22 protein-coding genes are annotated in these 23223 nt (G+C 67.7%); 13 read left to right on the top strand and 9 right to left on the bottom strand.

Features of this window, described 5'->3' with window-relative positions; all coding sequences use genetic code 11:
• Nucleotides 1–30: 30 nt before the first annotated feature.
• Nucleotides 31–744: a purine-nucleoside phosphorylase gene (deoD, locus tag EV647_RS25515; RefSeq protein WP_134007026.1), complete on the top strand. Its 714-nt coding sequence runs from the start codon at nucleotides 31–33 to the stop codon at nucleotides 742–744.
• A 41-nt stretch (nucleotides 745–785) separates the two neighbouring features.
• On the top strand, nucleotides 786–1331 hold the full coding sequence (locus EV647_RS25510; RefSeq protein WP_238177385.1) for a hypothetical protein: 546 nt from the start codon (nucleotides 786–788) through the stop codon (nucleotides 1329–1331).
• Between the two features lie 22 nt (nucleotides 1332–1353).
• Here the strand turns inward: EV647_RS25510 and EV647_RS25505 are convergent, their stop codons facing one another.
• A complete protein-coding gene (locus EV647_RS25505; RefSeq protein WP_202872285.1) occupies nucleotides 1354–1980 on the bottom strand; it encodes a TetR/AcrR family transcriptional regulator in 627 nt (208 codons plus the stop codon).
• Between the two features lie 202 nt (nucleotides 1981–2182).
• Here EV647_RS25505 and EV647_RS25500 point away from each other — a divergent pair, with 202 nt between their 5' ends.
• Genes EV647_RS25500 through EV647_RS25490 form a run of 3 tightly spaced genes read left to right on the top strand, consistent with a single transcriptional unit; the run spans nucleotide 2183 to nucleotide 5686 of the window.
• The gene (locus EV647_RS25500; protein ID WP_134007022.1) at nucleotides 2183–2989 is read left to right on the top strand and encodes an SDR family NAD(P)-dependent oxidoreductase; all 807 of its coding nucleotides are present in this window, start codon (nucleotides 2183–2185) and stop codon (nucleotides 2987–2989) included.
• Nucleotides 2989–4110: a DUF5938 domain-containing protein gene (locus EV647_RS25495; protein WP_134007020.1), complete on the top strand. Its 1122-nt coding sequence runs from the start codon at nucleotides 2989–2991 to the stop codon at nucleotides 4108–4110. Before EV647_RS25500 ends, EV647_RS25495 begins: the two co-directional genes overlap by 1 nt.
• A gap of 10 nt (nucleotides 4111–4120) precedes the next feature.
• Nucleotides 4121–5686: an AMP-binding protein gene (locus tag EV647_RS25490; RefSeq protein WP_134007018.1), complete on the top strand. Its 1566-nt coding sequence runs from the start codon at nucleotides 4121–4123 to the stop codon at nucleotides 5684–5686.
• Here EV647_RS25490 and EV647_RS25485 read toward each other — a convergent pair.
• Entirely contained in the window at nucleotides 5672–6343 is a 672-nt protein-coding gene (locus EV647_RS25485; protein ID WP_134007016.1) for a GPP34 family phosphoprotein, read from the bottom strand. The two genes, EV647_RS25490 and EV647_RS25485, sit on opposite strands and share 15 nt — an antisense overlap.
• Nucleotides 6344–6408: 65 nt before the next feature.
• Nucleotides 6409–6612, bottom strand: coding sequence for a PASTA domain-containing protein (locus EV647_RS42640; protein WP_202871154.1), 204 nt, complete (start codon nucleotides 6610–6612; stop codon nucleotides 6409–6411).
• Nucleotides 6613–6920: 308 nt separating this feature from the next.
• Here EV647_RS42640 and EV647_RS25475 point away from each other — a divergent pair, with 308 nt between their 5' ends.
• The 5 genes from EV647_RS25475 to EV647_RS25455 all read left to right on the top strand — a co-directional run bounded on the left by EV647_RS25475 (nucleotide 6921) and on the right by EV647_RS25455 (nucleotide 11433).
• Nucleotides 6921–7508: a GNAT family N-acetyltransferase gene (locus EV647_RS25475; RefSeq protein ID WP_134007012.1), complete on the top strand. Its 588-nt coding sequence runs from the start codon at nucleotides 6921–6923 to the stop codon at nucleotides 7506–7508.
• The gene (locus EV647_RS25470) at nucleotides 7508–9196 is read left to right on the top strand and encodes an IucA/IucC family siderophore biosynthesis protein (RefSeq protein ID WP_134007010.1); all 1689 of its coding nucleotides are present in this window, start codon (nucleotides 7508–7510) and stop codon (nucleotides 9194–9196) included. Before EV647_RS25475 ends, EV647_RS25470 begins: the two co-directional genes overlap by 1 nt.
• 39 nt (nucleotides 9197–9235) lie before the next feature.
• Complete coding sequence (locus EV647_RS25465; protein WP_134007008.1) at nucleotides 9236–9739, top strand: Uma2 family endonuclease; 504 nt, start codon at nucleotides 9236–9238, stop codon at nucleotides 9737–9739.
• Nucleotides 9740–9854: 115 nt separating this feature from the next.
• On the top strand, nucleotides 9855–10412 hold the full coding sequence (locus tag EV647_RS25460) for a Uma2 family endonuclease (protein WP_238175550.1): 558 nt from the start codon (nucleotides 9855–9857) through the stop codon (nucleotides 10410–10412).
• 160 nt (nucleotides 10413–10572) lie between these two features.
• A complete protein-coding gene (locus tag EV647_RS25455; RefSeq protein WP_166680431.1) occupies nucleotides 10573–11433 on the top strand; it encodes an LLM class flavin-dependent oxidoreductase in 861 nt (286 codons plus the stop codon).
• Here EV647_RS25455 and EV647_RS25450 read toward each other — a convergent pair.
• Together EV647_RS25450 and EV647_RS25445 are read right to left on the bottom strand one after the other, a co-directional pair.
• Nucleotides 11411–14638: an ATP-dependent DNA helicase gene (locus EV647_RS25450; protein WP_134007002.1), complete on the bottom strand. Its 3228-nt coding sequence runs from the start codon at nucleotides 14636–14638 to the stop codon at nucleotides 11411–11413. The two genes, EV647_RS25455 and EV647_RS25450, sit on opposite strands and share 23 nt — an antisense overlap.
• Nucleotides 14638–17856, bottom strand: coding sequence for an ATP-dependent DNA helicase (locus tag EV647_RS25445; protein ID WP_134007000.1), 3219 nt, complete (start codon nucleotides 17854–17856; stop codon nucleotides 14638–14640). Before EV647_RS25445 ends, EV647_RS25450 begins: the two co-directional genes overlap by 1 nt.
• Before the next feature lie 113 nt (nucleotides 17857–17969).
• Between EV647_RS25445 and EV647_RS25440 the strand changes: the two genes are divergently transcribed.
• Nucleotides 17970–18872, top strand: a complete 903-nt coding sequence (locus EV647_RS25440) for a hypothetical protein (RefSeq protein ID WP_238177384.1) — start codon at nucleotides 17970–17972, stop codon at nucleotides 18870–18872.
• 54 nt (nucleotides 18873–18926) lie between these two features.
• On the opposite strand, the gene EV647_RS25435 is transcribed toward EV647_RS25440, so the two are convergent.
• The 3 genes from EV647_RS25435 to EV647_RS25425 form a co-directional block, all read right to left on the bottom strand.
• Complete coding sequence (locus EV647_RS25435) at nucleotides 18927–19223, bottom strand: MGMT family protein (RefSeq protein WP_134006998.1); 297 nt, start codon at nucleotides 19221–19223, stop codon at nucleotides 18927–18929.
• A gap of 31 nt (nucleotides 19224–19254) precedes the next feature.
• A complete protein-coding gene (locus tag EV647_RS25430) occupies nucleotides 19255–20094 on the bottom strand; it encodes a TIGR03560 family F420-dependent LLM class oxidoreductase (protein ID WP_134006996.1) in 840 nt (279 codons plus the stop codon).
• A gap of 97 nt (nucleotides 20095–20191) precedes the next feature.
• Entirely contained in the window at nucleotides 20192–20458 is a 267-nt protein-coding gene (locus EV647_RS25425) for a DUF2277 domain-containing protein (protein ID WP_130383962.1), read from the bottom strand.
• Between the two features lie 78 nt (nucleotides 20459–20536).
• Here EV647_RS25425 and EV647_RS25420 point away from each other — a divergent pair, with 78 nt between their 5' ends.
• Both EV647_RS25420 and EV647_RS25415 read left to right on the top strand, forming a co-directional pair.
• A complete protein-coding gene (locus tag EV647_RS25420; RefSeq protein ID WP_166680430.1) occupies nucleotides 20537–21172 on the top strand; it encodes a TetR/AcrR family transcriptional regulator in 636 nt (211 codons plus the stop codon).
• 2 nt (nucleotides 21173–21174) lie between these two features.
• Nucleotides 21175–21960: a maleylpyruvate isomerase family mycothiol-dependent enzyme gene (locus EV647_RS25415; protein WP_134006992.1), complete on the top strand. Its 786-nt coding sequence runs from the start codon at nucleotides 21175–21177 to the stop codon at nucleotides 21958–21960.
• Here the strand turns inward: EV647_RS25415 and moeZ are convergent.
• Nucleotides 21957–23147 (bottom strand): adenylyltransferase/sulfurtransferase MoeZ, encoded by a 1191-nt coding sequence (gene moeZ / locus EV647_RS25410; protein ID WP_134006990.1) that lies wholly within the window; start codon nucleotides 23145–23147, stop codon nucleotides 21957–21959. The genes EV647_RS25415 and moeZ overlap by 4 nt on opposite strands.
• Nucleotides 23148–23223: the final 76 nt, after the last annotated feature.

The following is a 23223-nucleotide window of genomic DNA, read 5'->3' as shown; positions in this document are numbered from 1 at the left end:
CATATCCCGCGCCCGTGAGAGCATCCCCGCATGAGTATTCACATCGCCGCCGAGAAGGGGCAGATCGCACCGCGGGTGCTGTTTCCGGGCGACCCGCTGCGGGCCAAGTGGATCGCGGAGACCTACCTGTCGGACGTGATCTGCTACACCGAGATCCGCAACATGTTCGGGTTCACCGGCACCTACAAGGGTGAGCGCATCTCCGTGCAGGGCTCCGGCATGGGCCAGGCGTCCGCCTCCATCTATGCGAACGAGCTGTTCGACGAGTACGACGTACAGACCCTGATCCGGGTGGGCACCTGTGGCGCGCTGACCGAGGCGGTCCGGGTCCGCGACGTGATCGTGGCGATGTCCGCGAGCACCGACTCGCAGATGAACCGGCTGCGCTTCCACGGCATCGACTACGCGCCGACCGCCGACTACAAGCTGCTCCGCGCGGCCGTGGACGCCGCCGAGACCGCCGGGCTGAACGTGCACGTCGGCCAGGTGTTCTCCGGCGACCTGTTCTACAACGACCGCCCGGACCTGGTCTCGCGCACCGCGGAGTACGGCGTACTCGGCATCGAGATGGAAGCCGCCGCGCTCTACACGCTGGCAGCGAAGTTCGGCCGCCGCGCGCTCGGCATCATGACCGTGTCGGACCACCTGATCACGCACGAGGTGACGTCCGCGGAGGAGCGCCAGACGACGTTCTCCGAGATGATCACGATCGCCCTCGACGCGGCGATCGAGGTGCCGGTCTGAACCGCCGGTACGGCGCTGCCGTCCTGGCCTGCGCCGCACTGGTGCTAGGTGCCACGTCCTGCTCCGGTGACAAGCCGGAGTCGGACGGGAGCCCCAGCACGACTACGAGCACCTCTACCTCTAGTACGCCGGCCGCTAGTACGCCGGCCGCGAGCAACAGCTCGGCAGGACCTGAGGAGACGCTGCCGGATCTCACGGCCGCACAGGTCGTGGCTGCGTTCACCGGGAAGCAGTACAAGTGCAGCACCGACGAGGCGTACGACACCTGCAGTCAGGGCACCACGTCGGTCCAGGTGCTCATCGGCGACCACCCGCGTCCGCCGGTGCTGTCGCTGCAGGCGTCCGGGGTCGCAGCTGAGGCAACGACGAAGCTGACCGAGTTCGCGCCGGAGGCACTCGAGCTGGCGCACGTGAACCCACGGGGTCAGATCGTCGACTGGCTGAAGCAGCAGTCCGGCAAGACGTCCGCGCAGACGACGTTCGGCGACTGGAACGTCGAGTTCTCGACCGAGTCCGACTCCGAAGCGCCGGGCGCGATCCTCACGCTCACCGACAAGCTCTGCAAGGTGAACTGCGGGGCCGAGTAGTACCGGCGCGGAGTAGGTCTGGTTACGCCGCGACCAGCTTGGGCAGGACCTGCAGGAGCCGACCGGTCAGCAGGTCCGGGACCTTCTCCGGGTTCGCGGCGTAGCCGACCACGGCCTGCTCGAACAGGCCGTCGATCAGCGCGTACGCCGTCGGCGCGTCCACGGTCGGCGTGGTGCCGGTGAGATCGGCGTACCGGGACAGGATCCGCCAGATCATCTCCTCCAGCAGCTGGTCGATCGCCTCGACGTCCGGGCGGAGCTGCTCCTCGAACATGCTCTGGGCCCGCAGGTCGTACCAGAGCTTGTGCATCGGAGTCTCCTCGACCAGCGTCTGGGTCATCTTGCCCAGGAAGCCGGTCGCGAGCTCGTCGGCGGACGTCGCGGTCTCGACCACCTCGTCGTACCGCCGGGCGCACTTGGTCTTGTAGTAGCGCACGCAGTAACTGATCAGGTCGATCTTGTCGCGGAAGTAGTAGTGCACGACGCCGTGCGTGAACTCGGAGTTGTTCGCGATCTCGCGCAGGCTGGTGCGCGCGTACCCGAGCTCGCCGAGCGTCTTCAGCGCCGACTCCGCCAGCGCGACCCGGCGGCGCTCGATCTTGTCGATCCCGGAGACACGGGCAGGCCGCTCCTCAGCAGCGGACGCCACGGCAATCACCCACTCTCCAGCTCGGGCCGGCTCGGATCAGCTCGGACTTGGTCGGACATGGTCGATGCGTCAGGGTACCCCGCCCCGGGCCAGGCGCGTCCCGGTGCGGGGAGATTTCTTGACAAGTGTCAAACAAAGTCTTGACGACTGTCAAAAGGCTGGCCAGAGTGTGAAACACCCCGGCAAGCAGAAGGAGCTTCAGATGGGTTCACTCGATCTCTCCGGCCGCAAGGCCCTGGTCACCGGCGGCGCGCAGGGACTCGGCGAGGGGATGGCGAAGGCCCTCGCGGCCGCCGGCGCCAAAGTCGTGATCAGCGATATCCAGAAGGACCTGGGCGAAGCGGTCGCCGACGCGCTCGACCAGGAGTACGGCGCGGGCAACGGCTTCATCGCCCACGACATCACCGACGACGGCGACTGGGAGAACGCGGTGGTCGCCGCCAACGACATCCTCGGCGGCCTGGACATCCTGGTGAACAACGCGGGGGTGGAGATCACCAGCCTGCTCACCGAGGTCACCGCGGACCAGATCCGCAAGATGCTCGAGGTGAACGTCCTCGGCACCACGCTCGGCATCAAGTGGGGCCTGCGGACGATGCGTCCCGAAGGCCTGGCCGGCCAGGGCGGCGCGATCATCAACGTCGCGTCGGTCGCCGCCACCATCGCCTTCCCCGGCATCGCCGTGTACTCCGCGACCAAGTCCGCCGTCGACCGGCTGACCCGGGTCGCCGCGATGGAGTCCGGCAAGCTCGGGTACGGCGTCCGCGTCAACTGCATCTACCCGGGCCTGGTCCCGACCGCGATGGGCGCCGGCCTGGCGAACGACGTGGCCCAGCTCGGACTGTTCGAGTCGCCCGACGCCGCGGTCGCCGCGGTGATCGGACTGACCCCGGCAGGCCGGCTCGGCGAGGTCGCCGACATGGCCGACGCGGTCGTCTTCCTCGCGTCCGACGAGTCCCGGTTCATCACCGGCATCGGCCTGCCGGTCGACGGCGGAATGGGGATGTGATGGGAAAGCCTGTTGTTGTCTACGGTGCCTCCGGCTACACCGGCCGGCTGGTGTGTGAGTACCTGCGGCAGTACCACGTGCCGTTTGTGGCGGCTGGGCGAGACGAGGCGAAGCTCAAGGCCTCTATGGACGCACATGTTCCTGGCATCGAGACCGCAGACTACGAGATCGCTGCGGTCGACCATGACGTCGCTGCGCTCACCGAGCTGTTCTCGGGTGCTTCCGTCGTACTGAACACCGTCGGACCGTTCAGTGAGCTCGGTCCGGCGGCTGTGGAAGCAGCACTCGCAGCAGGTGCGCATTACACCGACACGACCGGTGAGCAGGACTGGCTGATGACCTGCGACGAGAAGTACGGTCCGCAGTTCGCCGAGGCCAACCTGGTGCTGGCCCCGGGTATCGCGCAGATGTACACCACCAGCGAGATCGCTGCGCAGCTGTGTCTCGAGCAGCCCGGTCTGGACACGTTGGACGTCGCCGTGTTCTGGGGCGGCAGCCCGACCATTGCGTCGACCCGCACGATTCTGGTGAACGCTGCGACGTCGAAGGCGCACTACCTGGAGAACAACCAGTACGCGGAGTTCCCCGAGCAGGGTCTGGTGCCGTTGGTGGTTCCCGGACAGCACGAGCTCGCGCTGTCGCTGCCCTGGGGCGGCATGTCGCACCCGGTGTGGTTCAAGCGCGATCCGCGGGTCGCGAACTGCAAGGCGCAGGGCGGTGTGTTCAACGCCGCGCTGATGAACGGGGTCCCGCAGATCGTCGCCGCGGCGCTGGAAGCCACGAAGGACATGTCGCCCGAGGACCGCAACATCGCACTGACCGAGACAGCTCGCCAGGTGATGAACGAGATGCCGCCCCGGGAGAATCCACGCGTCAACAAGACGCTGGACTCGGTGCACGCCTCCGGACCGCTCGGACGGGCGCACTGTGTCATCCACGGCAACAGCAACTACCAGCAGACCGGTCTGCTTCAGGCGTACGCGGCGTACTCGCTGCTGCAGACGCCGCCGAAGCGGGTCGGTTTCGCGAGTGGCTGCCAGGCGTTCGGTCACCGCGAGCTGCTCGGCGTACTGCGGAGCTTCGGGCTGGTGTCCGAGCCGCAGCTGACGGTGCAGCGCTAGAGGAGTTGCCGTGCGGCTGGTCGACTACCTGGACAAGGGCGCATCGCTGGCGCCGGACGCCTCCTGCCTGACCACGGACGGCGAGACGCTGACGTACGGCGACGTACAGCAGCTCTCGTACCGGATCGCTGGTGCGCTGGCGGCAACCGGCGTACGGCCGGGCGGCAAGGTGGCGATCCTGTCCGCGAACGACCCGGTGGCGTTCAGTTGTGTGTTCGGGATCAGTCGGGCCGGTGCGGTCTGGTGCCCGATCAACCCGCGCAACGAAGCCGCCGAGAACCGTGAACTGCTCGACCAGTTCGACTGCGAAGTGCTGATCTACCAAGCGGCGTTCGCGTCGCTGGTGGACCGCATTCGGGACTCACTGCCGAAGATCCACACCTTTGTGTGTCTCGACGGGGAGCCCTCCACCTCCGGCCTCACCCCCCACCCTGCTGGCCGGAGGTCCGTCGGCTGGGACGCGTTCTGCGGGGGCGCGTCCCAGCCGGCACCTGATCTGACCGATCCGGACGACCTGGCGATGATCGTCGGGACCGGCGGTACGACGGGGCGTCCGAAGGGAGTCATGCTCGGCAACGGCAACCTGGAGACGATGACCGCGCTTACGCTGATCGGGTATCCGTTCGGCGAGCGACCGGTCTACCTGGCGCTGGCGCCGCTGACACACGCAGCAGGCGTGCTGTGCTTCCCGGTGCTCGCGTCCGGCGGCGAGATCGTGATCATGCGAGCTCCCGACGTACATGCGTTCCTGGAGCTGATACCGCGACACGGAGTGACGCACACGTTCTTGCCGCCGACGCTGATCTACATGGTGCTGGCAGCGCCGGAGCTCGACTCCACGGACCTGTCGTCGCTGCGGTGCTTCTGGTACGGCGCTGCACCGATGTCGGTCGCCCGGCTCGAGGAGGCACTGCAGCGGATCGGTCCGGTGATGGCCCAGCTGTTCGGGCAGACCGAGGCCCCGATGATGATCTCGATGCTGCCGCCCGCTGAACACTTCGACACCGCAGGCCATATTGCGCGGGGACGGCTGTCATCCGCGGGACGGCCGTCCCCGCTGGTCACGGTGGCGATCATGGGAGCGGACGGCACGCTGCTCCCGCACGGTGAGCGCGGTGAGATCGTGGTGCGAGGGTCGCTGGTGATGCAGGGCTATTACCGGAACGCCGAGGCCACCGCAGCAGCTTCGGCGTACGGCTGGCACCACACCGGCGACATCGGGTACCTGGACGACGACAACTACCTCTACATCGTCGACCGGGCGAAGGACATGATCATCACCGGCGGCTTCAACGTGTACTCCACCGAGGTCGAGCAGGCGCTGATGGCGCACGCCGACGTACAGGACTGCGCAGTGATCGGCCTGCCGGACGAGAAGTGGGGCGAGCGGGTCGTGGCCGTCGTTCAGCTCCAGCCGGGCAGTGAGATCCAGCCGGCTGAGCTGATCGCGTTCGCGAAGGCACGCGTCGGCAGCGTGAAGGCGCCGAAAGAGGTGCTCGTCTGGCCCGACCTGCCACGCTCCAAGGTCGGCAAGGTGGTCAAGCCGGACATCAAGGCTCGACTAGCTGCTACCTGACGCTCCTGCGGTTGATGCCACCACGATGGCTGCTGTGACGGCGGCCTGCATCTCGGCGACCGCCTTCTTCACCGCGGCGGCAGCCCAGTCCGAGTCGGCGATCTCCTTCGCGCGCTGCTTCAACGCCCTCTTGTCGACCGCATCCGTGACGACCTTCGGTACGACGTTCAGCGCGCTGAGGAGGGCGATCAACGCAGCGGTGCGCTCGTCCGGCGTCGTACCCACCTTCAGCGCGCTCTCGAGCTTGGAACGCACCTCGGCCTCGTGCCGCGCATCCTTGGCCGGCCAGCGCGTCACCGGGAACAGACCGAGCACCCTGCCCTCGTCCTCCTCCAGCACACCCCGCTCCGCGAGCCGCGCCAGCAGTTGGTTGCGCAGCCGCTTCGAGAGCGCACCGATCTGGTCCTTCGGCTTCTTGCCAGGCTTGTTGACCACGTACGCCAAGCGCTCGTCCAGGATCGCGTCCCCGGTCGGTGCGCCGTCCAGCACCTGCAGACGACCCACCTTGCCGTCGATGGTGATGTCGAGCTTCCGGCTCAGCGTCAGCTCGATCAGCACCGCACCCGCGAGCGCGTAGTCGAGACCGGGCGACCCAGTGATCGGCTTTCCGGTCTCGTCGTCGTACAGCAGCAACAAGAGGTCTTCGGCGATCAACATGCCTCCAACGTAGGCCTGCCCGCGGTTGCGGCACATCCGCCGCGCGGCGTACTTGCCGCATCCACCTACTCGCCGATCTTCTTGGAGCGCAAGATGATCTTGGTGTCGGCCGGGGCACGGGTGCCGCCCTTGGGTTCCTGGGTGACGACAACCCAGTTGCGGTCGTTGATCAGCAGCCGGCCCTGCCCGGTGGCGTCCTCCTCGGTCAGATAGTAGAAGCCCGCCGCCTGCATGGTGTCCTGAGCCAACTGATGGTTCAGGCCGACCACATTCGGCACCACCGCCGCTTGAGCAGTCGAGGTCGGAGCAGGCGGCGTACTGCTCGGTTGAGCGCTCGTCTGTTGAACGCTCGGGGAAGGACCGGGCGTTCCAGGACTGCCACACGCCACCAGTAGAAACAGCGAGCCGACTGCGAACCATCTTCGAGCTGCCATCTGCTCCCCCGTCCGAGGTCGTCCTACCAGTGTGGACGACTGCGGGCGCCGCCACGATACGAGCCGGTTTCGATGCCTCATCAGCTATCAAGTAAGGTAAGCCTTAGCTAATCAGGTCCGCCCACCTCGAAAGCAGAGCCGCCATGACCAGAGCACTGCCCGAGCCGACGTACCGGCGGTTCGTCGCCGGCCTCGGCACCCTCAGCCTCCGGCCGTTCGACCTCGCCGAGGACGTGACCACGCTGCACAGCTGGGTCACGCAGCCGTACGCGCGGTACTGGGGCCTGCTGACCGCGTCCGTCGCCGACGTGCACGCGGAGTACCTCCGGATCGCGGAGAGCGCGCACCACCAGGCGTTCCTCGGCGAGCACGACGGGCGGCCCGCATTCCTGATGGAGCGCTACGAGCCGGCGTACGACGCGGTCGGCCGGACGTACGACGTGGCACCGGGCGACATCGGCATGCACGTTTTGGTCGGGCCGCCGACCGCGCCGATCGCCGGGTTCACCGGGGCCGTGTTCGAGACGATCATGGACAGCCTGTTCAGCGATCCGCTCGTCGATCGGGTGGTGGTCGAGCCCGACGTGCGGAACGTGAAGATCCAGGCGTTGAACGCGCGGATGGGGTTCCGCAAGCACAGGATTGTGTCGTTGCAGGACAAGGAGGCGTGGTTGAGCTTCTGCACCCGCGACCAGTACGCCGAGGCGCATCGAATGAACGAGGCGGGCTGATGGATCACTGGGCTGTCGTCAACCAGGCATTGGTCCGGAAGGCCTTGTCCGAATTCGTGCACGAGCGCATTCTCGAGCCTGTTGCTGTTGGCAATGAGTATACCGTCGGCCGGTACCGCTTCACCGCGCGGCATTATCCTTTGAATCATTGGGATATCTCTTCAGTTGCCCGCGACGACGGCTCGGCGATCGACGCTTTGGAGTTCATCACCGAGTTCCACGAGCAGCTCGGGATCGGGCGCGAGATGCTGCCGGTGTACCTGGAGGAGATCAGCAGCACGCTGGCGTCGGCGGCGTACAAGCTGTCGAAGCCGGACCTGACGGCGGCGGACCTGGTCACCGCGGACTTCCAGACCATCGAGGCAGCGATGACCGAGGGACATCCGTGTTTCGTCGCGAACAACGGGCGGCTCGGGTTCGGCCTCACGGACTATCTGGCCTATGCGCCGGAGACCGGCGCGGGCGTGCAGCTGACCTGGATCGCTACTCGGCGGGACCGGACTACGGTTTCCTGTAGTTCTTCCTTGGCGTTCGACGAGTTGATGCGGTCGGAGCTGGGCGACGACGTACTCGAGCGGTTCGCTGCGCAGGCGGACCCGGCGGAGTACGTGTACCTGCCGGTGCATCCTTGGCAGTGGGACAACAAGACGTCGATCACGTTCGCCGCCGACATCGCCCAGGGGCACATCGTCCACCTCGGGTCGACGGACGACGTGTACCAGCCGCAGCAGTCGATCCGGACGTTCTTCAACCGGTCCTCGCCTGGTCGATGCTACGTGAAGACGGCGTTGTCGGTGCTCAACATGGGGTTCATGCGCGGCCTGTCCCCGTCGTACATGGCCGCGACGCCGGCGATCAACGACTGGGTGCACTCGGTCGTCTCGAACGACGTCGTCCTGAAGCGCTACGGCTTCACGGTGTTGCGCGAGATCGCGGCGGCCGGGTACCACAACCGATACTACGAGAACGCGACCGACAAGACCTCGCCGTACCGGAAGATGTTGTCGGCGCTCTGGCGCGAGAGCCCGGTGCCGTCGTTGGAGCCCGGTGAGCGGCTGGCCACGATGGCGTCGCTGCTGCACGTCGACCGGCACGGCGCGTCGATGGCCGCGGCGCTGGTACGGGCGTCCGGCCTGGCGCCGGCGGACTGGCTGCGCGCCTACGTCGACGCTTATCTGATCCCGTTGCTGCACAGCTTCTACGCGTACGAGCTGGTGTTCATGCCGCACGGCGAGAACCTGATCCTGGTACTGCGGGACGCGATCCCGATCCGGGTGATCATGAAGGACATCGCCGAGGAGATCGCCGTACTGCGTTCTTCGACGCCGGTACCGTCCGAAGCGGAGCGGGTGCGGGCCGACGTACCGGACGACGAGAAGCTGCTGTCGATCTTCACCGACGTCTTCGACTGCATCTTCCGGTTCCTGTCCCCGCTGCTGGATCGGGAGGGCCTGCTGACGCCGTCCGAGTTCTGGTCCGTGGTGGCGTCGTCCATCCGCGACTACCAGGCGGCGACACCGGAACTGGCGGAAGCATTCGCGAAGTACGACATCTTCGCTCCGGAGTTCGCGCTCTCCTGCCTGAACCGCCTCCAACTGAAGAACAACCAGCAAATGGTCGACCTCACAGACGTAGCAGGCTCGTTGCAGTTCGCAGGCACCCTGCAAAACCCCCTGACCTGTGGATAACTTCGGCGGGGGTGCGGTGGGATTTGTCAGGCTGGTGGGGTGCGTACAGCAGAAGCCACCCGGGACGGCCGGCGTTACGAGATTGTCGACGGCCGCCTGCTCATCACCGGCCCGCAACCACCCGCTCACCACGCGGCCGTACTCGCCCTCATGGTGCTGCTGAAACACGCCTGCCCACCCGACCTGCTCGTCTCGGTCGGGTCCCTGGACTTCCGCCCCGCTCTGAACACGTCCCTCCGCCCGGACCTCCTGGTCTGCCACCGCACCGACCTCCGAGCCCAGCTCCTGACCGCACCACCACTCCTCGCCGTCGAGGTCCTCTCCCCCACGACCCGCACCACGGACGTCGTTCTCAAGCGCAGCCTGTACGAGCAGCACCAGATCCCGTCCTACTGGCTCCTGGACCCCGACGCCGAAGAACTAACAGTCCTGGAACTCACCCCCACCGGCTACACCTGCCAAGCCGTAGTACAAGCCGAAGAAGCTTTCGAGGCCACCACGCCGTTCCCGCTCACGCTTTCACCGGCAGCGCTCGCCGGATGAGACGAATTCCGGGGCATCCAAGGGCATCCAGGGGCAGATCGGCGAAATGGTACCAACCACTCCCTGAACACCACCATGCTGGTCGAGTGACCGAGAAGGAGGCACCATTGTGTCCGTGGAACCGATTGAGCGGCAGAAGCTCACACTGGCCGAGTTCGACGCACTCCCCGACGACGGGGAGCGACGCGAACTCCTGGACGGGGCGGTGCTGGTGACGCCCTCGCCGCTGCTCGTTCATCAGCGTGCCGCATACCAGTTCGCAATCCGGCTCCAGCCCGCCTGCCCCGATGAGCTCGAGGTCCTCTTCGCGCCTTTCGATTACCGGCCGAACGACAGGAACTCGCTACAGCCCGACCTGCTGGTCTGTCGGTCTGAAGATGCGGAGCAGAACGGCATCCGGCATCCGCTGTTGCTTGCCGTCGAGATCCTGTCGCCTTCCACGCGAGCCCAGGATCTGCTCAAGAAGCGTCGCTTGTACGAAGAGCACGAGGTGGTTTCGTACTGGATCTTCGAGCCCGAAGAAGCAGTGCTCACGGTCCTCCAACTCGAGAACGGGCGGTACGTCGAGGAGACGTACAAGGGCGACGAGGTGTTCGAGGCCCGCAGGCCGTTCGCGGTCCGGATCGTGCCTGCTGAGCTGGTGCGTCGGGCCAACCGCTCGGCAGTCGTCTAGCGTCCTACTCCCCAGGTCCGATCTGGGGAGGTTTGCCCTCCCTCGTTGGGCAGTAGGACTCCCCAACCTGGCCGGCGGGGCTGAGGACGTCCGATCTGTTCAAGAAATGGGGTGGGGGTGGTGCCTACCGTCGTTCTTGGAGCGACGGGAGGAATGGAGCATGAGAGTCGGGATCGGGTTGCCGGCGGCGGTGCCTGGGGTGGATGCGCGGCGGTTGGGCGGGTGGGCCGCTGCGGCCGAAGAGGCGGGGTTTGATGCGGTCGGCGTGATCGACCGGTTGGTCTACGACAATCTGGAGCCGTTGACCGCGTTGGCTGCTGCGGCGGCGCGGACTTCGCGGGTGGAGCTCGTCACGACTGTGCTCAACATCGGCTGGCGGAACAACGCCGTACTGCTTGCCAAACAGCTCGCATCGGTCGATCAGCTGTCCGGCGGCAGGCTGACCGCCGGTGTCGGTCTGGGTGGTTGGCCGGACGACTTCATCGCCAGTGGAGCCGCGCAGCATGGATTCGGCGAGCTGTGGACAACGTCGTTGGAGACTTGGCGGCAGGTGTGGGCGGGGAAGCTTGAAGGCATGTCCAATCTCCCCGACGGCCGTCCCGGGCTTCTGTTCGGCGGTTTGGTTCCAGCCGCTTACCGTCGCGCCGCTGTTCACGGGCAGGGTTGGGTGGCTCCGCTGTTCGGTACGGCGACGCTCGAGCAAGGTGCGAGCGCCGTACGGACGGCTTGGAAGGACGCCGGTCGAAGTGGAGATCCTCGCATCGTCACCGGGCGGTATTTCGCTCTCGGGCCTGAGGCTGACGCGGTCGCCGACGAGTACATCCGTCACTACTACGGTGATGCGTACTTCGAGTTCGCGCGAGCCGACACCCTGACGACTCCAGCGGCACTACGCGACCACTTGACCGGCCTTCGTGCGGCCGGCGCGACCGACGTCATCTTCTACCCGGCTTCCCCTGACCACGACCAGGTCTCCCTGCTCGCCGAGGCGCTAGCCGTCAGCCGTTCAGGAGTTTGGTGAGTTGTTGTTTGTCGGGGAGGTTTTCGGGGCGGATGATGTCGGCGGTGCGGACGTAGTAGAAGGCTGCTGTTACCTGGTCGAGGGGGATGTTCATGAGTTCGGACCAGGCGACTCGGTAGATGGCCAGCTGGAGGGGGTCCGCGCTTTCGCCTCGGGTGGTTTTCCAGTCGATGACGTCGTACCCGCGGGAGCCGTCCGGACGGACGACCTGGTAGACGGCGTCGATGCGGCCGCGGATGACCCGGCCGTCCAGGGCGAGGGCGAACGGCGCCTCGATCTCGTACGGCGTGGTGTCGCCGAACGGGCCGTCGCGGAACGCGTCCATCAGGTCGGTGAGGTCGGTGTCGTCGACGATGTCCTCGTCCGCGGCGCCGGGGAGATCGTCCGGGTCGATCAGCAGTTGCTGGCCGAAGTAGCTCTCCACCCACGCGTGGAAACGGGTCCCGAAACGCGCGGCCCGGTTGGGTTTGCGCGGCATCGGGCGGGCCAGCTCGGCGGCCAGGCCGTCCGGATCCTTCGCCAGCCGCATCAGCTGCGTCGCGGACAGCGCGGCCGGCAGCGCCACGTCGTACGCCTTCCGGCTCCGGCTTTCCCTTGCCTCGGACAACAATCGCTCGAGCTCGGAGTCCCAGCGCGCGACCGTCGCCTGCTCGTCGAGCAGCAGCGACTCCTCCGCCTCGATCGACGGACCTTCCGCGCGCGACAGCTGCACCAGAGCAGCCGATTCCAGTCGTCGCTGGAACGAGTCCACGTCGTACGGCGTCGGCCACGGCGCCTGCGTCTGCTCGGCCAGCTCTGGGTTCTCCGCCGTCAGCTCCGGCTGCTCCGCCCAGGCGATGACCCGCTCCCCGGCGTGCTTCTTCAGCACCGAGAGGTACGACGAAGGACCGCGCGGCCGCTTCTGCGTCGGACCCCACCAGTGCCCGGTCGCGACCAGCAGTTCCTTCGCACGCGTGAACGCGACGTACCCGAGCCGCCGCTCCTCCAGTGCGTTCACTTCCTTGCACTCGTCCGCGAACGCCTTCAGCCCGGCGTTGGACAGGTCGTGGATGTCCGGCAGCGTGTCGCCGTCACCGCGCAACGGCCACGGAAGCACCTTCGCGTTCGTCGTCCACTTGTCCCGCCCGCGGTCCGACGGGAAGACCTTCGACACCAGCGTCGGCACGAACACGACCGGCCACTCCAGGCCCTTCGATCGGTGCGTGGTGAGCAGCTTCACGGAGTCGGCTTCACTCGGTACGGCGAGGTCGAGGCCGGCGGCGTACTCCTCCTCGGCCGCGAGGTACGCGAGCAGACCGTCCAGTGATCCGTCCGACTCGGTCGACACGAAGTTGCCCACGGCATCCAGGAACGCGGCGAGGTGATCGCGTCGCCCCGCGTCGACGTGATCGGGGGTCGCGGTCAGCTCGACGTCCAGGCCGATCGTGCTGATCACCCGGCGGACCAGGTCGAGCAGCGGCTCGCCCGCATGCGCGCGCAGCTCGCGTAGCTCGACCGACAACTCCTTGAAGCGGGTCAGCGCCTCCGGCGCGTACGCCGCCGGACCCGGATCGTCGACCGCCTCGGCGAGCGAGATGACCTCGGTCGAATCCATCCCGGCGACGGCCGCGTCGAGCGCGGCGACCAGGTCGTCGGCGGCCGGCCGCTCCCCCGCGTCGGCGAGCGCGCGGGCGCGGTTGGCGAGCAGGGCGAGGTCGCGGTGACCGATCCGGTAGCGCGGGCCGGTGAGGATCCGGAGCATCGCCGCGTTCGCGGTCAGGTCGTTGACGGCCTGCAGGGTCGCGACCACGTCGACGACCTCGGGGAGCGCAAGCAGACCGCCGAGACCGACGACCTCGACCGGGACCTTGCGCGCGATCAGCGCCTCGTGCACCGCGCTGAGGTCGACGTTCGTCCGCATCAGGATGCCGATGTCCTTCCAGCGGCGGTTCCGGGTGCGGTGCGCGGCGACGATCGCGTCGGCGACCCACTCGATCTCCTGCGAGCGGGTCTCGAACAACCCGACCGTGATCGCGCCCTCCGGAGCGTTCTCCGGGGCCTCGAGCGGGATGACGCCGGGGTGCTGTTCGTAGAGCTCGGCCGCATGCTGGTTCGCCGCCGCGAGAATGCGGCTGCCGCAGCGGCGGTTGACGCTCAGCACGTACCGCCGAGCCGGCGATCCGTCAGCCTGCGGGAAGTGCGCGGGGAACTCGTCCAGGTTCGCGACCGAGGCACCGCGCCAGCCGTAGATCGCCTGGCACGGGTCACCGACCGCGGTGACCGGATGGCCGCGCCCGTCACCCGCGGCGAACAGCGCGGTGAGCATCCGGCGCTGCGAGACGGACGTGTCCTGGTACTCGTCGAGCAGCACGACCTTGTACCGCGACCGCTCGATGGCGGCGACCTCCGGACACTCCTCGGCGAGCCGCGCGCCGAGCGCCATCTGGTCGGCGAAGTCGACGACGCCGCGCTCCGCCTTGTACGCCTGGTACTCCTCGACGAGCTGCAGGATCTCCCCCCGCTTCAACGCGGTCTCGGCGAGCTTGCGGACCTCCACCGTCTGCTTGCGCACCGCCGCGACCTCTTGCCGTACGGCGTCGTCGTGCTCGCGGATGTCGTCGGGACGAAGCAGGTGATCGGCCAACTCGCCATCCAAAGCGAGCAGGCTGTTGACGAGCGTCGGCACGTGATGCGAGGCGAAGCGGATCGGCCCGGCGGACCGCCGTACGACGCGACCCGCCAACTGGAATCGGGTCGCGTCGGCGAGCACGCGGGAGTCCGGCTCGAGGCCGATGCGGAGGCCGTGCTCGGCGATCAACGTGCCGGCGAAGGCGTGGTACGTCGAGACGACGGGCTCGCCCGGCTCCTCGGGCTCCCAGTTGGGGATGTTGCTGCGCAGGTGCGCGGCCAGAATCGGGTGCTGGTCCTTCGGCAAGGTCGATCCGAGGACGCCGGCCTTCGTCAGGTCCTCGCGGATCCGGACGTCGAGCTCGTTGGCGGCCTTCTTGGTGAATGTCAGCCCGAGCACTTCCTCCGGCTTCACCTGACCGGTGCAGATCAGCCACACCACCCGGGCCGCCATCGCCGTAGTCTTCCCCGACCCGGCCCCCGCCACGATCACCCCGGGCTCGAGCGGAGCCGTGATCGCCGCGAGTTGCTGGTCGCTGAACGGGATGCCGAGCAGATCGCACAGGTCGGCTGTGGTGCGCAGTACCGCAGCGGGCATCAGACGATCTCCCGGCCTTCGGGCTGGATGGGGCAGAGGGCACGGGCTTCGCAGCGGTTGCAGCCGTCGTTGCGTTGGGCCGTGAACTCCTCTGAGCGGATCATGGACTCGGCGTCGTCGACCGCGTCGTCGAGCCACGTGCGGCCGTCGTCGTCGGTCTCCAACGGGGCCTGCGGCTGGACCTTCGGGAAGCCGCCGTTGTCGTCGTGGCGGAGCTGGACGAGCTCGGCTCCACCTGCGACCGCCTCCTCGCCGAGCTTCTTCATCTGCCGTGAGTTGATCGCTCGCTGGTAGATCGCCAGCTGTACGTGCCGCTCCAGCGCGGGCTTGGTCGGAATGTTCCGCCCGGTCTTCAGGTCGACCACCCGGACCGTACCTTCAGAATCCTTTTCGACGCGATCCATCCGGCCCTTCACCCGAACCGCCGGGTGCTCCTCGTCCGGCAGCAGTACGTCGAAGTCCACCTCCGTCCCCACCAGCGTCCGGTCCGGCCGACCCTGGTGCCACGCCACGAACCGCCGCAATGCCTGCTCCGCCTCGACCCGCTCCCGGTCCGAGATCCACGCGGACTCGAACTCGAGCTGCGTCCACACCTTGTCCAGCCACCCGTTCAGCTCGTCGACCGACGGCGGCAAGGTCCCGGTCGCGACCGCATCGGCCAGCGTGTGCAGCACCATCCCGAACCCGATCGCGGACGTACTCGGCGTCTCCCCACCGGCCCGCCTGGTCAGGAACCACCGCAACGGACAGTCCACGATCGTCGTCAGCGCACTGCCCGACAACGGCACCGGCAGCTCGGGATCCGCGATCGGCCGCACCGACTCCGTGCGCTCCCGCACACCCCACCAGCGCGACGGATCAGCCGTCGGCACCAAGGGCTGATCCCGGTCGTCGACAGCCGACGCCAGCAAAGCCAACCGGTCCGCTGCCACTCGCTTCAACGCCGGCGACGACGCCGGATCCGCCAGCACGCAGCGCAGATCGGCGACGAGACCCGGCAACGACAACGGCCGCCGCGGCCGCCCGGCGACCAGTTTCAAAGGAATGTCCAGCTCGGCAAGGAATCGGGAGGGTTGATCACCGTCGGCCTCGGGCGCCTGTACGGCGGTCACGATCAGCCGCTCGCGCGCACGCGTGATCGCGACGTAGAACAACCGTCTCTCCTCGGCGAGCAACGCGCCCGCCGACAACGGATCGATCAACCCGTCCGTTCCCAACCGGTCCGGCTCCAGCAACGACCCGCGCCGCCGCAGGTCCGGCCACTGGCCCTCCTGCACCGAAGCGACGACAACGAGCCGCCATTGCAGGCCCTTCGACCGGTGCGCCGTCATCAGCTGTACGCCGGCCTCGCGGTACGTCCCGTCGAACCGGTTGTCCCCCGCGATGTCGAGCGACTCCAGCTCCGACAGGAACGCCGAAACCCCCTTGAACCCGACCTGCTCCTCCGCCCGCCCGGCCGCATCGAACAACGCGCACAACGAATCCAGATCCCGGTTCGCCGCCCGCGCGGTCTCGCCGCCCGACGTGGCCTGCCCGCGCAGCCGCCGCAACCACGGCGACTCCGACCACAGCGACCACATCACCTCGTCCGGCGCCGCGCCCGCGGTCACGATATTCCTTGCCTTGAGCAACCGCTCACCGAGCGCCGCGAACCGCGCCTCGGCCGGTGACGCCTCCTCGTCGAGCAGCAACGGGTTCAGCCGCGCTTCCCGCAACAGCTCGTCCGACGACCGCGGCAACCGCTGCCCGTTCGCCGCGTCCCGATCGCGTCGCCGCAGCACCCGCGCCAGCCGCCGCAGCTGTCCCGCATCCATGGCGCCCAGCGGCGACAGCGCCAACGCCCGTACGACGTCGACGGTCAACGTCTCCGGGTCAGCCACCGCACGCAACGCCAGCAACATCGGCCGTACGGCGGGCTCACGCGACAACGGCAGCTCGTCGCCCGCAACATCCACCGGGATGCCGGCCGCCGCCAACGCCCGTCGCAACGGTGGAATCGAACGACTTCCGGACCGGACGAGTACCGCCATCTCGCTCCACCCGATGCCGTCCTGGACGTGCGCGCGCCGCAGCAGGTCCGCGATGTGCTCGAGCTCCGCGCCGCTCGTCGAGTACAGGTTCGCCTCGACCTTTCCCGGACCGAAATCACACGACGAGGCATCCGGGTTCCGGAACCGCTCGAACGTGTCTCGATCCAGCGACCCCGGTACGCCGAGGCGGTTGACGACATTGCGGGACACGCGTTGCAGGGTGGTCCCGAAACGTCGCGTCGTACCCAACGCGATCTGGGCTGCTTCCGCGCCGTCGCGGGTCCGGAACTCGTCGGTGAACCGGAGCAGTCCGCGCACGTCCGCGCCCCGGAACGTGTAGATCGACTGGTCCGGATCGCCGACCACGACCAGGTCGCGGCCGTCGCCCGCGATCGCCTGCAGCAGCTTCGTCTGGCCGGGATCGGTGTCCTGGTACTCGTCCACGAACACCGCTTTGAACTCGGTCCGCAGCTTGGCCCGCACCTGCGGCTGCTGCGCCAGGATGACCGCGCGATGAATCAGCTCGGAGTAGTCCAGCACCTGCTCCGCGTCGAGAACTCGCAGGTACTCCTCGAAGAAGTCGCCGACCGCGACCCACTCGGCCCGCTCCGCCGACCGCCCGATCGCGGACAGGTCCTCCGGGTCGAGGCCCAACTGCCGCGCCTTGCCGATCACCGCCTGCACCTCGTCGGTGAACCCGCGCGTCTTCAACGCCGGATGCAAACTGCCCGGCCAGTGCACCGCACCGACCTCACGACTTCCTGACAACGCCTCACTCAACCGCAGTGACTGCTCCGGACCGGACGGAAGTCGCAGCGGTACGTCGAACGCGTCGGCCGGCGTGAACCGGCGCAGCAACGCGTAACAGAAGGAATGGAACGTCATCGACGGCATCACCCGCGTCGTCCGCCCGAGGCGCCCGGTGATGCGATCCCGCAGCTCGGTCGCGGCCTTCCGGCCGAACGTCAGCACCAGTACTTCGTCCGGGCTCAACCCACGATTGCGAACCCGGTCGACAACGGCCTCGACCAACGTCGTCGTCTTCCCGGTGCCAGGCCCCGCGAGCACCAGCAGAGGCCCGCCCGGATGATCCACCACGGCTTGCTGGTCGGGATCGAGAACAGGGGCCTCCGCGCTCCGGCGCTCCTCCCGGACCAACCGGTACCGGGACCTCTGTCTGTTGACCACCGCCCTATCTCAACAGACCCCACCGACGTTTTCCGAATGGGGCACTCCGTAACTTTTCCACTCCGCTCCGCATCGAGTTCGTCGACAGCTTCATACACAACGAGGAGCACCGAATGAGGACGATGCGGCGTACCGCCGCCCTCCTGGGGGCGGCTGTTCTACTGGCTGGTCTCGATACCGCCACTGCCACCGCGGCCGATCCGAAGGTCCAGTCGATCTGCTCGCTGGATCTCGGCTCGATCACCGCGCAAGGCAACTACGTCGACCAGGTTCTGTCCGCCGCGAGCCCGCCGGTCGCGAGCGAACGCCGGGTCGGCCCGCAGGTCGCTGACCCGGGCGAGACCAGGGCCAGTGCGACCTGGGAGTTCTCTTACGACAGCCACGACGGCATCGTCGACCGCGGCTACGCGATCTACGGCACCTGGCTCTACAGCACACTGATCGCCCGCCCGCCGGACGGGCCGTGGTGGGGTCGCGGGAACATCCAGGACGGTATGGGCGACTTCACCCAGCTGGCCCGGTCCGGTTATCCGAAGGGCGCCAGCCCGAGCCGGGAGTACCTGTACGGGCTGCGCAACGACGGTGTGCTGTTCCGGTGGAAGAAGGACAGCACCGGCTTCCACGCGCTCGGTTCGTACGCCGGGTTCGCCGCAGTCAAGACGATGACGCTGATCAGCCAGACCGCGACGTACGACACGCTCCTCGCCACGACGCGGGGCGGCGCGCTGTACACGATTCACATCCCGGTCACGTCGCCGCTGACGCCGGTGGTGAAAGTTGTCCGGACATCGACCTGGCAGGGCTTCGAGGCGATCGTCGCGGAGAAGTGCGGCACGCAGAGCACGCTGCTCGCCGCGATCGACCGGGACAGCGGGTCGGCGTACCTGTACGCCGTCGGCCACGCCAGCGGAACCGCAACGGTCATCCAGAACCTGGGCAAGTTGCCCGGCACGTTCAACGACCCGATCTACTTCCTGCGCACCTCGCAGGCAGGCACCTCGCTCAACGGCGAGTAGTAGAAGCTCATCGGCGGCGCGGGGACCCGGGGCGGGGTCGCCGCGTCGCCGATGTCAGTGCTGAGGCGCCCAGCGGAACTCGCGTAGGTTGACGCGGCCGTTGCTCACCCGGACGCCGTCCGAGCGCAACCGGTGCAGTTGCTCGTCGCCGACCTCGTCGGCCGGTACGCCGGACGCGCGGATCACCCGCCACCACGGCACACTCGCGCCGTACTCGCGCATGATCGCGCCGACCTGCCGCGGTCCGCCCTGCCCGACGTACTCCGCGATGTCGCCGTACGTCGCGACGCTGCCCTCCGGGATCGACTCCACGGCCTGCAGCACGGCCTCGACGTACTCCTCCCTGTCCACGGTGCTCAATCTAGGCGCAATTGGGCCAGATCTAGGCGAGTGGGGCGAGCGCCTTCGCGAGCGGCTCCAGGACGGACGGCGGCGCGTCGAGCGGGAGGTTCATGATCACCAGGTCGACGCCTGCTTCGCCGTACGCCGCGGCCTCGGCGACCGCCTTGTCGAGCGGGCTGTCGGGATCGATGCGGACGTTCACCGAGCAGGTGATCTCGTTGACGTCGCGACCGACCTCTTCGCAGCGCTGGACGAGGACGTCCTTGAGCGCCTTCCACTCCTGCGGGTCCGGGACGATGACGTTCCACTGCTGCGCCCACCTGGCGACCGCGCGGAGCGTCCGCTTCGGCCCCTTGCCGCCGATGGTGATCGGCGGGTGCGGCGTCTGCACCGGCTTCGGGTTGCAGTACGCCTCGGTGAGCTTGATGTACTTGCCGTCGAAGTTCGCGACCTTCTCGGTGAGCAGCGCGATCATCGCCTGCGTGCCCTCGTCGAATCGATCGAAGCGCTCCTTCAGCCCGTACAGCTCGATGCCGTACGCCGCGGTCTCCATCTCGTTCCAGCCGGCGCCGATGCCGAGCTCGAGGCGGCCGTTGCTGATGATGTCCGTGGTCGCCGCCATGTTCGCGAGCACGGCGGGATGCCGGTAGATCATCCCGGTCACCTGGCAGCCGAGCCGGATCCGGGACGTCGCCTGCGCGAGCGCGGCCAGCGTCGTCCAGGCCTCCAGGTTCGGGCCCTGCATGTCACCGCTGAGCGGGTAGAAGTGGTCCCAGTGCCACGCGGACTCGAAGATCTCGAACTGGTCCGCCGCGACCCACACGTCCCGCATCTGCTGCCAGGTGGTGTGTTCCGGCCTGGTCTTGATCGCGAACCGCATCCGCGCCTCCCTCAAGGCAACACAACTAGCGCAACCGAACTAGGGCAACCGAACTAGGGCAACCGTTTCCCGAAGGGAGACATTACTCCGCGGACGGTCAGTCGAGGCCGAGGCGGGCGCGGACTTCGGGGCGGCGCAGCGGTGGCACCGTCTGGGGTGGGTTGCGGCGGGCCGGCATCTCCTCGAGGAGTTGCTCGGTGATGCGGGCGACCTCGGTGGCCGCGCGCTCGATCGGGGCGCGGGTGGTCGCGCTCAGCGAGCCGACTCCCGTCACCTTGCGGACGTACTGCAACGCGGCCGCGTAGATCTCCTCGGAGGTCGCGGACGGCTCGAGTCCCCGGAGCACTGTGATGTTTCTGCACATGCCACAAAACAGTACGCGGGACCGGGGACAACCTACGAGGCATTGACATCCCTAATGCCGTTAGGTTTTCCTCATGACATGAGCACTACTGCGCCGGACCGCCGTACCCGCCGTCGTCAGCAGACGATCGGGGAGATCCTCGACGTCGCCGTCGAGCTGATGGAGGCCGAGGGCGTCGCGGCCTTGAGCCTGTCCGCGGTGGCCCGTCGGCTCGGTATGCAGCCGCCGTCGCTGTACCAGTACTTCCCGTCGAAGATGGCGATCTACGACGCCCTGTTCCAGCGGGGCGCCGAGCAGTTCCTGGCCGCACAGCGCGACGCGATCGCGGCCGCGACGACGGACGACGTCGTCGAGCTGCACCTGATCGGCACCACGGCGTTCGCCCGCTGGGCGATGCAGAACCCGATCTATTCACAGCTGCTGTTCTGGCGGACGATCCCCGGGTTCGAGCCCAGCGCGGAGGCGTTCGCGCCGGCTCAGGAGGCGCTCGCCGACCTGCGCCGGCACCTGCAGGCGGGCGTGGACGCGGGCCGGTTGCGTCCGGACGCGGCGACCGAGGAGGGGCTCGCGGTGTTCACGTCGGTGACGTCCGGCGTGCTGTCGCAGCAGATGGCGAACGAGCCGGACGTGCCGTTCGAAGAAGGACGGTTCAGCCGGCTGCTGCCCGTCGTACTCGAGATGTTCTATCAGCACTACGCACCAACCAGGGGGTAGAGATGACCGCAGTACTCGCGGAGCAGATCGGGCGGGCCGACCGTCCGCGGTGCCGGATCCACCGGGACTCCGAGCTCCAGGCATGGCACGAACTGCTCGCGTCGATCGAGGGGGACGAGTGGCAGCGCCGTACCGTCTGCGACGCATGGGACGTCGCGGACATCGCCGGCCACCTGATCGGCCAGGCGGAGGACGTGATCAAGCCGACCTCGTTCCCGCGGCGATGGCTCAAGAACAAGCGGGTCTACCCCGGCGTGCCCCGGTTCGACGCGCACATGATGGTGCAGGCCGACGAACACCGCGGTACGTCGCCGGCTGAGCTCCGGGAGCTGTTCGACCAGGTGTGGGCGAGGGCGACCCAGAAGATCTCGCGCACTCCGGAGTTGTTCCGGCGGGTATCGATGCAGGTGGACCCGGCGCCCCGGATGTCGTTCGGCTATGTACAGGACATCCTGCTGGCGCGGGACCTGTGGATGCACCGCGACGACGTGTGCCAGGCGCTCGGACGGCCGTTCGACCCGGGGCCGTACGCCGAGGAGCTGATCGCCCAGGTCGTCTACGACCTGGAAGCGTCCGGGCCGTTCTGGGGTGACCGGCCGGCCGTCGTGCTCGAACTCACCGGGCCGGGAGGTGGGACCTATCTGCTGGGGAGGGGTGAGCCGGTCGGTCACGCCGCGGTGGACGCGGTCGCCTACATGCGAACGCTGTCCGGGCGTGACGACGCCCCAGTGGTTACAGGTGATCCCGTAGCCACTGAGGCGATCGCGTCCTGCCGGATGGACTTCTAGTACGACGGCTGGCTCGGGTCGATCTGGTCGACCCAGGCGACCACGCCGCCGCCGACGTGCACCGCGTCGGAGAAGCCCGCGCCCTTGGCGATCGCGAGCACCTCGGCGGACCGGACGCCGGACTTGCAGTGGAACACCAGCTGCTTGTCCTGCGGCAGCTTCTCCAGCGCCACACCGGTCTGGAAGTCGGCCTTCGGGATCAGCACCGAGCCCGGGATCTTGTTGATCTCGTACTCGTTCGGCTCCCGGACGTCGATCAGCACGAAGTCCTTCTCGCCGTTGTCCTTCAGCTTGATCCACTCGCTGAGCTGCTTCACCGAGATGGTCGAGCCGACGGCCGCGTCGGCCGCCTCCTCGGTCAGGGCCCCGCAGAAGCTCTCGTAGTCGATCAGCTCGGTGACGGTCGGGTTCTCGCCGCAGATCGCGCAGTTCGGGTCCTTGCGGACCTTCAGCGCGCGCCAGTTCAGGTCGAGCGCCTCGTAGATGTTCAGCCGGCCGAGCGACGGGTCGCCGATCCCGGTGAGCAGCTTGATCGCCTCGGTGACCTGTGCGGCGCCGACCGATGCGCAGAGCACGCCGAGCACACCGCCCTCGGCGCAGGACGGGACCATGCCGGGCGGCGGGGGCTCCGGGTACAGGCAGCGGTAGCACGGCCCGTGCTCGGCCCAGAACACGCTGACCTGGCCGTCGAAGCGGAAGATCGAGCCCCAGACGTACGGCTTGCCGAGCAGCACCGCGGCGTCGTTCACCAGGTAGCGGGTGGCGAAGTTGTCGGTGCCGTCGACGATCAGGTCGTACTGCTCGAAGATCTCGAACACGTTGTCGTTGTCCAGGCGCACCTCGTGCAGGACGACGTTGGTGTTCGGGTTGGTCTCGAGAATGGAGTCCTTGGCCGACTGGGCCTTGGACTTGCCCACGTCGGACTGGCCGTGGATGATCTGGCGCTGCAGGTTGGATTCGTCGACGGTGTCGAACTCGACGATGCCGAGCGTGCCGACCCCGGCGGCGGCCAGGTAGAGCAGTGCGGGGCTGCCGAGACCGCCGGCGCCGATCACCAGCACCTTGGCGTTCTTCAGCCGCTTCTGCCCGGCCATCCCGACCTCGGGGATGATCAGGTGCCGCGAATAGCGCCGCACCTCGTCAATCGTCAGCTCGTCGGCCGGTTCGACCAGCGGTGGCAGTGACACGTGTCGGCTCCTCAGGAAGACGTCGGACGGGATCTCCGGTTTTCAACCATCTGTCCCTCCCCCATGTTCCCGCACT

Origin of the sequence: Kribbella sp. VKM Ac-2566 (assembly GCF_004366005.1) — a bacterium.
GTDB classification, from domain to species: domain Bacteria; phylum Actinomycetota; class Actinomycetes; order Propionibacteriales; family Kribbellaceae; genus Kribbella; species Kribbella pratensis.
Note: the sequence above shows the minus strand (reverse complement) of the source record. Positions and strands in the feature narration are given on the sequence as shown.